This window comes from Streptomyces roseirectus (genome assembly GCF_014489635.1).
GTDB lineage: Bacteria > Actinomycetota > Actinomycetes > Streptomycetales > Streptomycetaceae > Streptomyces > Streptomyces roseirectus.
The window spans coordinates 3,647,632-3,662,252 of the sequence record NZ_CP060828.1; the positions used below are offsets into that span (position 1 = coordinate 3,647,632).

At 71.3% G+C, this 14,621-nt stretch carries 15 protein-coding genes and 1 pseudogene; 8 read left to right on the plus strand and 8 right to left on the minus strand.

Features of this window, described 5'->3' with window-relative positions:
- Window positions 1–5: 5 nt before the first annotated feature.
- Entirely contained in the window at window positions 6–209 is a 204-nt protein-coding gene (locus tag IAG44_RS43535) for an SCO4848 family membrane protein (protein ID WP_246561732.1), read from the minus strand.
- Window positions 210–276: 67 nt separating this feature from the next.
- On the opposite strand from IAG44_RS43535, the gene IAG44_RS15120 reads away from it, so the two are divergent.
- Window positions 277–519: an SCO4848 family membrane protein gene (locus IAG44_RS15120; RefSeq protein ID WP_187747646.1), complete on the plus strand. Its 243-nt coding sequence runs from the start codon at window positions 277–279 to the stop codon at window positions 517–519.
- Window positions 520–595: 76 nt separating this feature from the next.
- Here the strand turns inward: IAG44_RS15120 and IAG44_RS15125 are convergent, their stop codons facing one another.
- Window positions 596–814, minus strand: a complete 219-nt coding sequence (locus tag IAG44_RS15125) for a DUF397 domain-containing protein (protein ID WP_425508451.1) — start codon at window positions 812–814, stop codon at window positions 596–598.
- A gap of 149 nt (window positions 815–963) precedes the next feature.
- Between IAG44_RS15125 and IAG44_RS15130 the strand changes: the two genes are divergently transcribed.
- Complete coding sequence (locus IAG44_RS15130; RefSeq protein WP_187747648.1) at window positions 964–1,545, plus strand: DUF6262 family protein; 582 nt, start codon at window positions 964–966, stop codon at window positions 1,543–1,545.
- A 94-nt stretch (window positions 1,546–1,639) separates the two neighbouring features.
- Here the strand turns inward: IAG44_RS15130 and tgmC are convergent, their stop codons facing one another.
- The 3 genes from tgmC to IAG44_RS15145 are packed head-to-tail and all read right to left on the minus strand — an operon-like array spanning window position 1,640 to window position 4,086.
- Window positions 1,640–2,839 (minus strand): ATP-grasp peptide maturase system methyltransferase, encoded by a 1,200-nt coding sequence (tgmC, locus tag IAG44_RS15135; protein WP_187747649.1) that lies wholly within the window; start codon window positions 2,837–2,839, stop codon window positions 1,640–1,642.
- A complete protein-coding gene (gene tgmB / locus IAG44_RS15140; RefSeq protein WP_187747650.1) occupies window positions 2,836–3,816 on the minus strand; it encodes an ATP-grasp ribosomal peptide maturase in 981 nt (326 codons plus the stop codon). The genes tgmC and tgmB overlap by 4 nt, the downstream gene beginning before the upstream one ends.
- Window positions 3,817–3,819: 3 nt before the next feature.
- On the minus strand, window positions 3,820–4,086 hold the full coding sequence (locus IAG44_RS15145) for a putative ATP-grasp-modified RiPP (protein ID WP_425508452.1): 267 nt from the start codon (window positions 4,084–4,086) through the stop codon (window positions 3,820–3,822).
- 157 nt (window positions 4,087–4,243) lie between these two features.
- On the opposite strand from IAG44_RS15145, the gene IAG44_RS15150 reads away from it, so the two are divergent.
- The 4 genes from IAG44_RS15150 (at window position 4,244) to IAG44_RS15165 (ending at window position 8,037) form a co-directional block, all read left to right on the plus strand.
- Window positions 4,244–5,611, plus strand: a complete 1,368-nt coding sequence (locus IAG44_RS15150; RefSeq protein ID WP_187747651.1) for an NsdA family TPR-like regulatory protein — start codon at window positions 4,244–4,246, stop codon at window positions 5,609–5,611.
- A 13-nt stretch (window positions 5,612–5,624) separates the two neighbouring features.
- Window positions 5,625–5,915: a DUF6087 family protein gene (locus tag IAG44_RS15155; protein ID WP_187747652.1), complete on the plus strand. Its 291-nt coding sequence runs from the start codon at window positions 5,625–5,627 to the stop codon at window positions 5,913–5,915.
- A 149-nt stretch (window positions 5,916–6,064) separates the two neighbouring features.
- A complete protein-coding gene (locus IAG44_RS15160; protein ID WP_246564002.1) occupies window positions 6,065–6,865 on the plus strand; it encodes a radical SAM/SPASM domain-containing protein in 801 nt (266 codons plus the stop codon).
- Window positions 6,866–6,891: 26 nt separating this feature from the next.
- Window positions 6,892–8,037, plus strand: a complete 1,146-nt coding sequence (locus IAG44_RS15165) for a methyltransferase domain-containing protein (RefSeq protein WP_187747654.1) — start codon at window positions 6,892–6,894, stop codon at window positions 8,035–8,037.
- Window positions 8,038–8,794: 757 nt separating this feature from the next.
- On the opposite strand, the pseudogene IAG44_RS44750 reads toward IAG44_RS15165, so the two are convergent.
- Window positions 8,795–8,869 (minus strand): annotated as a pseudogene (locus IAG44_RS44750) (SCO4848 family membrane protein); the annotation flags it as partial.
- 91 nt (window positions 8,870–8,960) lie between these two features.
- Between IAG44_RS44750 and IAG44_RS15175 the strand changes: the two are divergent.
- Window positions 8,961–10,220: a D-alanyl-D-alanine carboxypeptidase family protein gene (locus IAG44_RS15175; RefSeq protein ID WP_343075736.1), complete on the plus strand. Its 1,260-nt coding sequence runs from the start codon at window positions 8,961–8,963 to the stop codon at window positions 10,218–10,220.
- A 953-nt stretch (window positions 10,221–11,173) separates the two neighbouring features.
- On the opposite strand, the gene IAG44_RS15180 is transcribed toward IAG44_RS15175, so the two are convergent.
- Together IAG44_RS15180 and IAG44_RS15185 are read right to left on the minus strand one after the other, a co-directional pair.
- Window positions 11,174–12,052, minus strand: coding sequence for a YihY/virulence factor BrkB family protein (locus IAG44_RS15180; RefSeq protein ID WP_187747656.1), 879 nt, complete (start codon window positions 12,050–12,052; stop codon window positions 11,174–11,176).
- A 79-nt stretch (window positions 12,053–12,131) separates the two neighbouring features.
- On the minus strand, window positions 12,132–13,127 hold the full coding sequence (locus tag IAG44_RS15185) for a decaprenyl-phosphate phosphoribosyltransferase (RefSeq protein ID WP_246561733.1): 996 nt from the start codon (window positions 13,125–13,127) through the stop codon (window positions 12,132–12,134).
- 143 nt (window positions 13,128–13,270) lie between these two features.
- Between IAG44_RS15185 and dprE1 the strand changes: the two genes are divergently transcribed.
- On the plus strand, window positions 13,271–14,620 hold the full coding sequence (gene dprE1, locus IAG44_RS15190; protein WP_187747657.1) for a decaprenylphosphoryl-beta-D-ribose oxidase: 1,350 nt from the start codon (window positions 13,271–13,273) through the stop codon (window positions 14,618–14,620).
- The last annotated feature ends 1 nt before the right edge of the window (window position 14,621 follow it).

Consider the following 14,621-nt stretch of genomic DNA (forward strand, 5'->3'; position numbering starts at 1 on the left):
ATCCGCTACGACGTGGCGCGCAACGCACGCAGGGAACGCAACCCGATGAGCCCGATGGCCGTCCCCAATACGAAGGAAACGACGGCGAGGGTCAGGTGCACCCAGAAGTAGGCCGTGGGATGTCCGTCCTCGAAGGCGAGACCACTGCCGTCCTTGATCAGGTTCTTGACGAAAGTGGTCCATACGCAAGTAACCAGTACCCCCACCATCCCCTCGTGGAGGCGCTGAGCGGATACTGACCTGGCACGACGCCCCGCCCACAGAGGACGCACCCCGATGAAGCTCAGCCGCCGCACCTCCTGGTTCCTGCTCGCCTTCGGCGCCTGGTCTTGGGTGATCTGGGTGACCTTCATCAAGAATCTCTTCGAGGACGCCAGCGGGTTGGCGTTCGACGACGGCAACCCCACGGCGTACTTCTGGGTCCACCTCGCGTTGGCCATCACGTCGTTCATCCTAGGTACTGCCGTGGGCATGATCGGCCTGCGAGGGGTGCGGGCTGCCCAACGAGCGACCGAGTAACCTCGCCCGATTCCAAGCAGCAGTCAGCCCCGCCGCGCTTCTCTTCAGAGGCGGCGGGGCTGACTGCTGGCGGGCTCTACGCGGCGTCGCGAACGAGGCTGACGAGACTGGTAAAAGCCGCGCGGCTCACTGTGAGGTGCGGCCCGTCAACGGCCTTGCTGTCGCGGATCTTGACCTCACCCGTCGTCCGGGCGTGCTCCGGGGCCCACTCAAGGCACTCGCCACCCTGCCCGTTGCTGTAGCTGGACTTGGCCCAGCTCAGAGTGTGCTCGTTCTGGTTAGCATTCATTTTCATACTCTTTCAGGCACTTACGGAACAGAGTGACACTCTCCCCACTTCGAGCGCCTGTGGAACATCGGCTTCAAGGCCACTGATCTCGTTGCCGCCGCTGACGACACGGCCGAGCACGATGACGAGGGCGACGCCGAGGAGAGGCGGTCGGCATGAGCGCACCGGCCTCGCCGCCGCGCACGGCCGCCGCACTGGCCGCCCGTGAACGCCGCGTCAAGGACATGCTCCAGCGGATCGAAGCCACCGTCGCCGAGTTGCGGCATCGACACACCGCAGTCAGCTTCCAGGCCGTCGCCCGCAAGGCTGGCGTCTCCCGCACCTTCCTCTACGAAAACCCCGAGGCCAGGAAGCTGATCGAGACCGCACGGGAGCGGGGCGAAGGAGCCGGCCGACCAGAGCGGCAGCACAGCAGCGAGGCCGAGGTGGCCTGGCGTGAACGCGCGCTCAACGCCGAAGACGGGCTCAAGACCGCACACGCGGAGATCAGAAGACAGCGCTCCCGCATGGGCCAGTTGCTCGGTCAGATCCGCGACCTGGAGGCCCGCTGGTCGGACGAGTCTGTGACACACCTGGTCGAGCAAAACGCGCAACTCAAGCAGCGAGTTCAGCAACTGTCCCAGGACCAGCGGCAGATGGAGGAGCGACTGCAGGCTACTCGGACGAACAACAGGTTCCAGGACCGCCGCATCGCCCAGTTGGAAGCACAACTGCTGGAACACACCGGCGGCAGTTGAGCGCCGTGCTCGCCTTGCGACTCGGCACCCGCTTCTGGCGCCTGGACGGGGGCCGTCATTCTCCCCGTCCGGCGCCTGGAGCGTACGGCCCGCGTCAGGGCCTCGGCAGCGGCAGGTCGGGCATCTGCGGGTGCCGCAGGTGCTGCCCGCCGCCGTAGACGTGCAGCGTGAACGTCTCCGGTCCCGGCCTGCCGGCCGTGTCGTAGGCGTCCAGGACGCGCTCGATCCGTTCCCACAGCTTCACCGGGCCGCCCTCGCGCACGGCCCATCCGTGGCTTGCGGGGGTGAGGGTGGCGGCGGAGCCGGTGACGACGTCGACCAGGTGCACCACTTCGCCGACGGTCGTCATCTGCGCGTCGGGCACAGCGCTTTGGGCGAGGAAGCGCAGGTGGAACGCTTCCTCGGTGGCGGCCGCGATCCGCTCCGGGCTGTGCGGGGTGGCGCGGGGCTTGTCGGGCAGGCCCGCGGCCCAGTGGGCGGGGTTGCCGAACACCGGCGCCGCGTGCGTACGCGCTGACATGAACGACACGGTGCCGCCGAGCAGTCGGCCCTCGGCGGTGCCGTCCTCGGCCACCGTCAGCAGGACGCGGGCGTATCCGTAGAGCCAGCCCGACAGGGTGAGCAGGATCTTCCCGCCCGGCCGTACTTGCGCGAGCAGAGCGGGCGGGATCGCGCGGAAGGAGCAGGCGGCCACGATCCGGTCGAACGATGCTTCGGGCCAGTACCCGTACAGTCCGTCCGCCACCGCCAGGGTCGGGGTGTAGCCCAGGCCGTACAGCGCGCTCGCCGCCTGCTCCAGTCGGCGGCCGTCGACCTCGATCGACGTGACGTCGGCGGAGCCGAGGCGTTCGCAGGCGAGCGCGGTCGAGTAGCCGGTCCCGGTGCCGATCTCCAGCACCGTGTGCCCGTCGGTGACCTCGGCGTCCGCCCACATGCGCACGACGAGCGAGGGCAGCGTGGATGAGGAGGTGGGGGCTCCGCCGTGGCGTACGACGGGGGCCTTCCAGTCGGGTTCCTCACCGTCGAACTGCGTGATCAGCGTGGTGTCGGAGTACGCGGCGGCCAGCCAGCGGCCGTAATCGAGTTCGGCGGTGACCGGCTCCCACACCGTCAGGCCCTGCTCGTCACGCTCATCGGCGGGCAGGTAGAAGCCGGGCACGAACCGGTGCCTGGGCACCGCCTCGACGGCCTGGCGCCAGGCCGGATCGGCGAGGACGCCGTCGGCAGCGAGGCCCTTGGCCATCGCCTCGCGCAGGCGGACGGAGTCGGTCTCAAGGTCGGCGGGCATACTCATCTCGGCCCCGCCTCCTTCCTGCTCAGGATGTCGGCGAATGCCTCGGTGATGGTCGGCGCGTCGGGTAGCCAGCCCCACTGCCCGTTGCTGTTGCACTCGATCGCCGTCCAGTGTTCCGGGGCATCTCCGTCGCCGGTCAGGGCGAAGTCGAAGCAGCCGAAGACCAGGCCGAACGAGGCCAGGTAGCTGTGCAGCGCGGCCTCGATGGAGGCAGGCACGGTGATGGGGGCGTGGATCAGGTCGTCCCAGTTGCCGCGGCGCCAGTCCAAGGCGCCGTCCGGGGCGGCGATCTGTTGGGCGAAGACACGGCGGCCGACCACGGTGACCCGCACGTCCCCGGTCTTGGGGATCTCGGCCTGGAACAGGTGGGCGGTCACCGCGAGGGAGTCATCGAAGGTCTCGGGATCAATGCGCTGGGCCCAGATCGCGCCGGTGTGCCCGTCTTCGTCCCGGGGCAGGCCACGGAATGTCTTGTAGATGACGGGGCCGTGTTCGGCGGCGAACTTGCGGGCCGCCTCGACGTCGTTGGTGACCAGGGTCGGCGGGATCGACAGCCCGAGCTCGGTGAACCTCTGCAACTGGGCGGGCTTGAAGTCCGCGCGGGTCACCGCTGCCGGGTGGTTGACGTAGACGGCGCCGTGCAGGGTGTTCAGGATGCCGCCGAGCCCGTGCCTCGCCTCAGCGGCGGCGAACTCCCGCTGTTGCGGGGGCAGATGCTGATACCGGGCGGCGTAGGGGGTGGGGCGGCGGTAGTAGACCGCCGCCACCTCCCCCAGCTCCACCTCCCGGCTCGCCGTACGCAGTCGCCCGCCCCACGAGGGCGCCCCCGCCTCGATGCGGGCCCCGAAGGTCAGCCCGGTGCCGATATCGGCGGGGTCGACGCGTACGACGGGCACCTCACGCTCGTTCAGCGCGGCGATGACCCAGTCCGCGGTGACGTCTTCCAGCGCGGTGACGACCAGGACGGTGGAGGCCATCGGTCAGTCCGACTCGTAGTCGGTGGTGTTGTCGTCCTGGGTCTGCGGCTGCGGGTTCTGCCCGTCCCCGCCCCCGGACATCGACGCCGTGCCGGTCGTCTTCGACGTGCCGTGCTTGCCCATCTCCACGACCTGGCCGGCGGCGTCGGTGTAGCGGGCGGTCTGCGTGGCCCCGTCCAGCACCACCGTGGCGTACGACGGCGGGCCGATGGGCAGCCGGTCGGTGACCAGCCCCATCGCCCACGGTGCCTGAGCGGTCGGTGTAGCCATGTGCTCACCCTTTCCCCACTGGATGAAGCGGAAGCCGATCAGCCCCCGCTTGAGCAGAATCGATGCCCACCTATGCTCCTGACCAGTACCGTAAGGGTCGCGAACCGTGGCGAAAATGCCACGCTCCGTATACGCAGGCGGGGAGGGCGAGACAGTGATGGCCAGCAGATCCGGCAACCCGCACCTGGCGCTGTGGACCGCGGCGAGCGGCCTGTCCCACGGGGAGATCGCCCGCCGGATCGCCGTGGCGGGCAAAGCCCGAGGCCACCGGCAGATCGCCCCCGACGCCACCCGTATCCGACGCTGGATCGACGGCGAGAAGCCCCGCCCGCCGGTCCCCGCCCTGCTCGCCGACGTCCTCTCGGAAGCGGTCGGCCAGCCGCTCACTGCCGGTGATCTCGGCCTGACGGGTACCGGTGTGGTGCTGGATAGCATCCAGCTCCCGCTGCTGACCGAAGCAGCGGCCCAGGCCCTGGCCGGATGGACGCAGATGGACTTCATGAACCGCCGCGATACCCTCAAGCTCGCCGTCGGCGCCCCGCTGATCCTCGCCGCCGAACGGATGCTCGGCGGCACTGCCCGCGCACTGAACCATGACCACAAGGGCTTCGACGCCGACACCGTCACCGCCCTCGAAGAGGTGACCGCCTTCTTCACCAAGGCCGACGCCTCCAAGGGCGGCGGCCTGTACCGCTCGGCGATCGTCGCCCAGCTCGACGAGGTCGCCCGCCGTATCCAGGACGGCGTCCCACCGAAGCTGAAGGCCCGAGTGTTCGCGGCGACCGCCGACCTCGCGGCGCTCGCGGGCTGGGTGAGCCATGACGCCGGCCGCTACGGCATCGCCCAGCGCCTGTGGAGTTACGGCACGTACGCCGCTGGCGAGGCCGGGCAGCGCGACCGCGGGGTGGAGATCGTCACCCGCATGTCACACCAGATGATCTACCTCGGGCACCCCCAGGACGCCCTCGGCCTGCTCGGCGCCGCCGCCAAGAAGGCCACACTGCCCGCGACGAAGGCGCTGGTCTCCTCGCAGACCGGCCGGGTGCACGCGGCCCTCGGCGACGAGCGAGCGGCCCAGAGGCACCTCGGCACCGCCGACGAGCTCCTGGCGGACGGTCTCGGCGACGACGTCCCCGAATGGGTCGCGTACTTCGACGCGGCCGAGCACGCCGGCGCCCGAGCGGTCTCCGCCCGCGACCTCGCCGGACTCGGCCGTGGCCGCAGGGCCGCGAGCGTCCACTTCGAGGACGCCCTCAAGCTCAGGAAGCCCGGCTTCGACCGGGTCCGCGTCATGGACCGCGTCGGCCTGGCCGCCGCGCTCTTCGACGAGGGCGAGGTCGAGCAGGGCGCCGCTGCGGCCCACCAGGCGCTCGACGACGCGGCCCGCATCGACTCCACCCTCGTCGTGTCCCGGCTCAACACGCTGCTGGACGCGGCCCGCCCGTACAAGACCGCCGCGATCGACGACGTACGGACTCGGGCAAAAGAACTGGCCGCCGCCCGGCCGACCACGATCGCGGCCTGAGAGTATCGAGCGCATGGGCAAGCACCGCCGACCCGGACCGTCGAACCAGCCGTCGCGCGCCGTGCCGCGCGTGGACGCCGACGACCCACTCGCCGCCTACAACAAACGGCGCCGCCCCCCGATGGACCTTTCCCGCCGTCACTGGCCCGTGCACGGCGGCGCCAGCCACCTCCGGCCCGACGAGCCGCGCGTCCTGGAGGAGTGGACCGGGTTCGCGTATGAGGTGGTCGGCACCGCTCCCAGCCTCGCGGCCGCCCAGGAATGGGTGAACGAACTCCAGATCGGCGACGACACCGCAGCCTGATGCCCCGTGACGAAAGGCATCCCGGTCCACGGCCAGTGCGATGGCCTAGCGAACGCCAGCCACCGCAGCCTCGACCGGACACGTGCCGAACATGTCCGGCACGCAAAGCGCCTGGTCAAGCCAGCTTCTCGCGAGAGACGGTCGGAAAACTGGAGATCACCGGGAAGTGCCAACTGACGTGCACGCACTGCCTGTCGGAGTCCAGCCCGCAGGCCACGCACGGCACGATGGCCCCCGAGGACTGGCGTGCGGTCATCGTCGACGCCGCCGCGCTCGGCATCCGTTCCGTCCAGCTCATCGGGGGCGAACCGACCGTTCACCCCAACTGGCGGGAGTTCACCGACCTCGGGCTGTCGCTCGGGCTGCACGTCGAGATCTACAGCAACTTGTTTCACGTCGCGCCCGGCTGGTGGGAGGTGTTCGAGCGGGACGGCGTGACGCTGGCGACGAGTTACTACAGCGACGACCCGGCCGAACACGACAAGATCACTGGCCGCGACGGGAGTTACGCCCGTACTCGGTGCAACATCTGGGAAGCCATCACGCGGGGGATCACGCTCCGGGCGGGGATCGTGGACATTCTTCCGGGGCAGCGCGTCACAGAAGCCGTCGCGGAGTTGGAATCCATGGGCGTGACGGCCATCAAAACGGACCGGGTTCGCGCCGTGGGCCGTGCCGCGCTCCCCGGCACCGCACCGTCGCTCGACGAACTGTGCGGCAGGTGCACCCGAGGACGCGCGGCCGTTCTCCCGAACGGGGACCTCACCGGATGCGTGCTGTCGCGCGGCTTCCCGGCGGGCAACGTCCGGGAAACCCGGCTCGCCAACCTGCTGGGCGGGAAGGCGTGGCATGACCTGGCGGCACGCATCCCGGCGCCCCGGGCCGCATGCCCGCCGGACGACTCCAACGACTGCACCCCTGCCAGCACGGATTCGTGCGACCCGCAGTGACCGGCAGGACCGCTGAAAGGACCTCGATGGACTGGGAAGAGCACGCGTCACGGCTCGCGTCGCACGTCACTGATCCCGATTCCCGCTGGGTGGGCGCGGTCGCGCACACCCCCCGTCACGAACTCGTCCCCCGCTGGTGGGAGCGCGCGGGCGAGAAATGGCAGCTCCGTGACGGGCCGTCCGACCATGCGGCATGGATGCGCGCCGCGTACGCGGACCGTTCGCTGATCATCCGAGTCGGCTCGCTCCACGCGGACCGCGCGCACCCCGGTGACCAGCCGCAGGGGCGTACCACTTCGTCCGCCACGCTGCCGACCCTGGTGGTGCGGATGCTGCGGCACGGCCGTCTCGGGGACGGGCTGTCGCTGCTGGACCTCGGGACCGGGGCCGGTGGGCTCGCCGCGTACGCCTGTCACCGGCTCGGGGACCACTGCGTGACCAGCCTGGACATTGACCCCTACCTGGTCAGCGTGGCCGGTAAGCGGCTCGCCCGCATGGGCCACCACCCCAAGATGGTCACAGCGGACGCCACCGAGTGGGTACCGGGCACGTACGACCGGATCGTGGCCACCGTCGCGCTCTCCCCCGGTCCCGGACTCCGGGCCGTGGTCGGGGCACTGGAACCCGGCGGGCGCCTCGTGACGACGCTCGCCCGTACCTGCCTGCTCGTCACCGGCTGGAAAGACCGGTCGGGGGACGTCGTGGGTCGGGTGGAACGGGACATGGCCGGTTTCATGTCGACCCGCTCCGGCAGCGACTTCCCGCCCGCCCAAACCGAGTTGTTCGCCCTCGCCCGCGACGCGGAAGGGGAACACCGCAGCAGCGGACGCTATCCCGTGGTGGACATCGAGAACGCGTGGGAACTGCGCTCCATGCTCGAAGTCACCACGCCCGGTGTGGAGATCGACTACCGGTCCGACGGGGACAGTCGCACCGCCTACCTGATCCACCCGGACGGTTCATGGGCCCGCGCATCCGCCGAACGGCTCGACGACCCGCCGGAAGTGCACCAAAGCGGCCCTCAGCGCCTGTGGGACGCCCTGGAACGCATCCGGTTCCAACTCAACACCGAGGGCTCGTTGCCACTGCTCGGCGCGAACCTCCGGATCACCCCCGACGGGGTGTGTCACCTGTCGCGCGGACGCTGGCAGACGTCCTTGGGCGCGCAGTAGCCCCGGTGCGGCGGCCGAACAGCGCCGAGTACAGGACGCGTAAGGAGAAGGCACGCCCTGACTCCCCGCCGGTATGCCCCGTGGCGTACCGGCGGGGCTTCCTTTCCTTCCGACACAGACGAACGAGGATCACGGCCGATCATGCCGCTGCAATGCACCGCCTTCATCGAGGTGCCGAGAAGGGTCGGCGTGAGCCCCCTCTCGGCGCTGCCCGTGGCAGCAGAAGAATGGGAGGACATAGTTCCCACTGAGGTTCTGTGCGTGCTGGGTGAACACGACGAGAAAACCGAGCATGCGCAGTGCTCTGGCCCGGTTCCCGCTTGGGCAAGCCGTGCCTGTGGACAGTGCGTTGGGCAGACGGCGACCGATTCGTCCGCGCGAGCGGGCCCGGCGTAACGCTCTACGCCTGCCCGGACTGCGTGGTCGCCGTCGGCGTGGGGCGGTAGCGGACGACGTACTCAAAGGACAACGACTCACCTTCCGGCAGCCGTAACCGACTTTCCGCCACGCCCTGCCACTCCCGTGTGCGACGAGTGGCAGGGCTCACCTCGCCGCACGCGTTTCCCGGCTCATCGGCCTGGCCACAGTCCGATGAACTGGCCAGAGTCACGCTGTCGGGAACCCCGTAGGCGGTTCCGCCGTCGCTAGGAAGGGGGGAGGGGTCTCGCTACCCGGTCGGGCCGAGCCCCAGGAGGTGGACATGAGGTCTCACCTGCTCCTTTAGCGTGATCTTGCGGCAAGTGGCCGGCGTGTTATGGAAGGTGACCCGAATGACCCAGCTCCACACCCCGAAGGCGAGCAGGAACCAGGAGAGGGGGCGGGTGAGCTTCATGGGCCCAGTATCGCCGTCGGGTGTCCGGTTCCAGGAGGCGGGGGACGGGCGCGCTGGGAGTCCGGCGGGGGTGGCGGGTACGTTCTGGGGCGTGCCCGCACCCATGAAACGGACGGTCAGGCGATCCCTGACGGTCACCGCAGCCACGCTCGCGACCGCCGCGCTCACCGCGCCCTTCGCCGTCGCCGCGCCCTCGCCGTCCCCGTCGCCGACGCCCTCGGTGACGCCGCCCGCGAAGATGTCCACGGTCGGCGGGGCGCGGCTGGGGCTGCCGGGGACGCAGGCGGATCTGGCGAACGGGGCGCCCGTGCTGCCGAAGGACGTCACCGCGCGGTCCTGGATCGTCGCGGACGCGGAGTCCGGGGAGGTGCTGGCCGCGCACAACGCGCACTGGCGGCTGCCGCCGGCGTCCACCATGAAGATGCTGTTCGCGGACACCGTCCTGCCGCGCTTCCCGAAGACGACCCAGCACAAGGTGACGCCGGCCGAGCTGGCGGGCATGGGGGCCGGGTCCAGTCTCGTCGGGATAAAGGAGGGCGAGACGTACTCGGTGCACGACCTGTGGCTCGGGGTGTTCCTGCGGTCCGGGAACGACGCCGTGCGGGTGCTGTCCGCGATGAACGGGGGCGTGCGCGCGACGGTGGACGAGATGAACTCCCACGCGGAGGAGCTTCAGGCGCTCGACACGCACGTGGTGTCTCCCGACGGGTACGACGCGCCGGGGCAGGTGTCGTCCGCGTACGACCTCACGCTGATCGCGCGGTCCGGGTTGCAGAAGAAGGACTTCCGCGAGTACGCGTCGACCGTGCGCGCGAAGTTCCCGGGGCAGACCAAGAAGGACGCGAAGACCGGGAAGACGTCCCGGACGCCCTTCGAGATCCAGAACACGAACCGGCTGCTCAGCGGCGACTACGACATCGCCCAGTACCCGGGGATCGCGGGCGTCAAGAACGGCAACACCACCAACGCGGGCGCGACGTTCACGGGCGTCGCCGAACGGGCCGGGCGCGTTCTGCTGGTCACCGTCATGAACCCCGCCAAGGAAGCCCACAACGAGGTCTACAAGGAGACCGCCGCCCTCTTCGACTGGGGCTTCCAGGCCGCCGGCAAGGTCCGTCCCATCGGCGAACTCGTCCCCCCGAAGAACGCCACCCTCTCCACCCCCCGGCCCGGCTCCACCCCCACCCCCGAGGGCCAGGCCGGCGGCGGCACGTCCCCCATCGCCGCGAAGTCCACCCCCTCCAGCACCAGCGGCATCGGCACAGCCCTCGCCATCACCGCCGCCGCCCTCCTCACCCTCGCCGGGGGCGCATTTCTGGTCAACCGCAAGTGGCCCCTGCGGAGGCGGTGAGCACACCGGGGGGCGGGGCGGAACGGCGTCGCGGCGAAGGAGACAGGGAGCACAGGGCCGCACGGCGTTTCGGAAGCCGTGCCCGCGCGGGCACGCGGGACATCGCGGACGCCGCTCCGCACGGGCGCGCGGCGCGCGGGCGACTGAGGAGCAGCTTGCGGAGAGCCGAAAGCGAGGGCCGGGGCAGCGGGACAAGGCGGCCTCGCGGAAGGGGAACGCGGGCCGGAGAGCGGAAGCCGATGGTGTTCGCGAGCCGCACCGTGCGGGCTCGCACCTCACAGGCACGGTCCGGCAGGAGGGACGCGGGCGTCCGCCCCGCCGGAGGCATCGCCGGTCGCTCCTCGCGGCGCCTCACCGACTCTCCCGCCCCGTCCGCGAAGGGCCGCACGGGCGCCCGGCGAGCTGCGGGGTCCGTGGCACAAGTGCCCGCGCGGACGTCCTCGCGGCGCGACGGGGGCAGCACCCGCGCGCGGGCCGGAGCGGCAGACCTTCGGCTCCGCCGGGCGGGGTCTCCCCCCGGACGACCACCAGGCGGGCCACCCACTCACCCGGCCCCGCCGAGCACACGGACTCCCGTCAGCCGGGGTTCCCATCGGCCAACGTTCCTAGCGGCCAGGGCACCCGCCAGCCAGGACCCCCATCGGCCGGTGCTCCCGCCGACCAGAGCACCCGCCAACCAGTGCTGCCGCCGCCCAGAATTCCCAGCAGCCAGAACTCCGACCGCCCAAACCTCCCGGCGCCCAACGCTTCCGCCAGCCAGCGTTCCCGCCGGCCAGCGCTTCCGCCGGCCAAGATTCCCGCCCCGTCGCCCCCAAGGCTCGCCCCGGCGCCTGCGCCGTACCCCGCGGCTACCAGCCCCGTCGTCCCTGGCGAACCCCCTGCCGGCGCCCCCTCACTTCCCCCCCTCGGCTACCGGCCCCGCTGTGCCTGGCGAGCCCCCTACCAGCGCCCCCTCACTTCCCCTCCCCCTCGACCTCCCCCGCCGACGCCCCCCGCGTAGCCGTCCAAGCCGCGCAATACAGCACCAGCTTCGCTGTGAGGTTGATCCAGAGGAGGAGGGCGACGGGGACGCCGAAGGCGCCGTACATGGATTTGGTGGCGACGGATTGGAGGTAGCCGCTGAGGACGAGTTTGAGGAGTTCGAAGCCGAGGGCGCCGATGAGGGCGGCGGTGAGGAGGCGGTGGCGGGGTGGGTCGACGCCGGGGAGGAGGGTGAGGACGTAGAGGAGGAGCAGGAAGTCGGCGAGGACGGCGACCGCGAAGGCGACGACGCGCAGCAGGAGGGCACCCCAGCTGTGCTGGTCGAGACCGAGGGCGTCGGCGATGAGACCAACCGCCCAGGAGGCGACCGTGGAGGCCGCGAAGGTGACGAGGACGGCGCCGCCGAAGCCGAGGAGGACGCCCGCGTCCTTGGCCTTGACGAGGACGGGGTTGGCGTCGTCGTCGGGAAGTTCCCAGACCGCGCGCAGGCAGTCACGGATCTGGCCGACCCAGCCGAGCCCGGTGAACAGCAGGACCGCACCGGCGATGAGCCCGACGGTCCCGGCGTTCTGGACGAGGGAGGCGACGTCGAGCTGTCCGGAGATGCCGGGGACCTGGTCGGCGATGCGGTCTTCGAGCCGCTTCTGCTGATCGCCGCTGAGCGTGGCCGCCGTGACCGCCGCGGCCAGCGTCAGCAGCGGGAACAGCGAGACGAAGCTGATGAACGTCATCGCCGCCGCGAGCCGCGTCCACTTCACCTTGTCCAGCCGCTCGTACGACCGCCACGCGTGCGTGGCCGACAGCCGGACCACCCACGGCCCCACAACCGGAAGCGTTTTCAGCCAGTCCATGATCCGAACTCTGCCTCACCTAGTGACGGAAGACCCAGGTCCGGGTTCCCCAAAACCGCGGAACTGTACGCCGTCCCGTTCACCAGCGCGCCACCGCCAGCCCGTACATCACCGCCCACACCACCCCGATGACCGCCAGCGCCCGATCCCCCAGCACGACCTTCTCCGGCTCCCCGGCGGCCCCCCGGTCCGCGAAGACGGCGTACCGCAGCACCGCCAGCACGAACGCGACCACGGACAACTGCCGCCAGGGCAGCACGCCCGCGTACGCGTGGCCGTCCCCTTCCAGCGCCCACAGGCAGTACCCGAGGACGGCGGCCCCGGCGGCGAGTTGCCAGACGAACCGCAGGTACCCGGCGGTGTACGCGGTGAGCAGCGCACGCGTAGCGCCCGCGTCGCCGCCCATCTGCACGGCCTCGGAGTACCGCTTGGCGGCGACCATGAACAGCGCCCCGAACCCGGTGGTGATGAGGAACCAGCGCGACAGCGGGATGCCGAGCGCGAGCCCGCCGGCGCCCGCGCGCATGAGGAACCCGGTGGAGACGACGGCCAGGTCGACGACGAGGACGTGCTTGAGCCGCACGCAGTACGCGAGTTGCAACGCCACGTACGCCGCCAGGAGCGCCGCGACGGCGGGCGTGGACAGCCGGAGCGCCAGCGCGGGCCCCGAGGCCGCCAGAACGCCGCCCAGGCCGTACGCGAGGGGCACGGGGACCTGCCCGGCGGCGACCGGCCGGTGCCGTTTGACGGGGTGGGCGCGGTCGGCGTCGGCGTCCCGGGCGTCGTTGACGAGGTAGACGGCGGCGGCGCAGACGGTGAACAGGCCGAAGACGAGGGCGAGTTGACCGGCCGCGTGCCAGGACAGCAGGCGTCCGGCGGCGGCGGGCGCGGCGACGACGAGGACGTTCTTGACCCACTGCCGGGGCCGTGCGGTCCTGAGGAGACCGGCGAGGAGGCCGCCCCGCCCGCCCTCACCCAGCGCTCGCTCGCCCTCACCCAGCGCCCGCCCGCGCGCGTGGGGCGCGGTCAGCAGGCGCCGGTCACAGCCCTCGTCCATAGCGGTCATAGCGGTCATAGCGGCTCACTGTTCACGCCCGACCGGCCGCCCGACCGGCAATATTGAGCGAAATCCCATTTATCACCCATTTCGGGGAGGGGATTTGATGTTGACGAGGTTTCAGGACAAAACGCCTACAGAGGGGCGCTACGGTCGCCGACATGCCTGCCGAGACCGTTTCCGTCACCGGATGGGGCCGCACCGCTCCCACCACGGCCCGTCTGATCCGCCCAGGGACGTACGAGGAGGCCGTGGCGGCCGTCCGTGACTGCGGGGCCCGGGGAGGGATCCCGAGGGGCCTGGGGCGGGCGTACGGGGACGCGGCGCAGAACGCGGGCGGCGCCGTCCTGGACATGACCGGCCTGGACCGGGTCCACGCGATCGACGCCGCCGAGGGGGTCGTCCTGTGCGACGCGGGCGTCTCCCTGCACCGCCTGATGGAGGTCCTGCTGCCGCTGGGCTGGTTCGTGCCGGTCACGCCGGGCACCCGGTACGTCACCGTCGGGGGCGCGATCGGCGCCGACATCCACGGCAAGAACCACCACGCGTCCGGCGCCTTCGCCCGCCACGTCCCCTCGTTCGAACTCCTCACCGCCGACGGCACGGTCCGCACCGTCCGCCAGGGCACCCCCCTGTTCGACGCGACCGCCGGCGGCATGGGCCTGACCGGGGTGATCCTCACCGCGCGCGTGCGCCTGCTGCCCGTCGAGTCGTCCCTGATGGCCGTCGACACCGAGCGCGCGGCCGACCTGGACGACCTGCTGGCCCGGCTGACCGGGGGCGACCACCGCCACCGGTACTCGGTCGCCTGGATCGACCTCCTCGCGCGCGGGGCGGCGACGGGCCGCGCGGTCCTCACGCGCGGGGACCACGCCCCGCTGGACGCCCTCCCCGCACGCGCGCGCAAGGCCCCGCTGGCGTTCCGGCCCGCCCGGCTGCCCACCGCCCCCTCCTTCGTCCCCGGCGGCCTGCTCACCCGCACGACCGTCGGCCTCTTCAACGAACTCTGGTACCGGCGGGCCCCTCGCACGCGGGCGGGCGAGTTGCAGCGGATCCCGGCGTTCTTCCATCCGCTGGACGGCGTCCCGCACTGGAACCGGGTCTACGGGCGGGGCGGGTTCGTGCAGTACCAGTTCGTCGTCCCGCACGGGCAGGAGGAGGCGCTGCGGCGGATCGTGCGGCGGGTGTCCGAGCGGCGCTGCCCGTCGTTCCTCGCGGTCCTCAAGCGGTTCGGCGAGGCCGACCCCGGCTGGCTCTCCTTCCCGCGCCCCGGCTGGACCCTCGCCCTGGACGTCCCGGCCGCCCTGCCCGGCCTCGCGGCCTTCCTGGACGAGCTGGACGAGGAGGTCGCCGGCGCGGGCGGGCGCGTGTACCTCGCCAAGGACTCCCGGCTGCGGCCCGACCTCCTCACCGCGATGTACGCGCGCGTGGACGACTTCCGCGAGCTGCGCGCCCAGCTCGACCCACGCGGGGTGTTCGTCTCGGACCTCGCGCGCCGACTCAGCCTCTGAA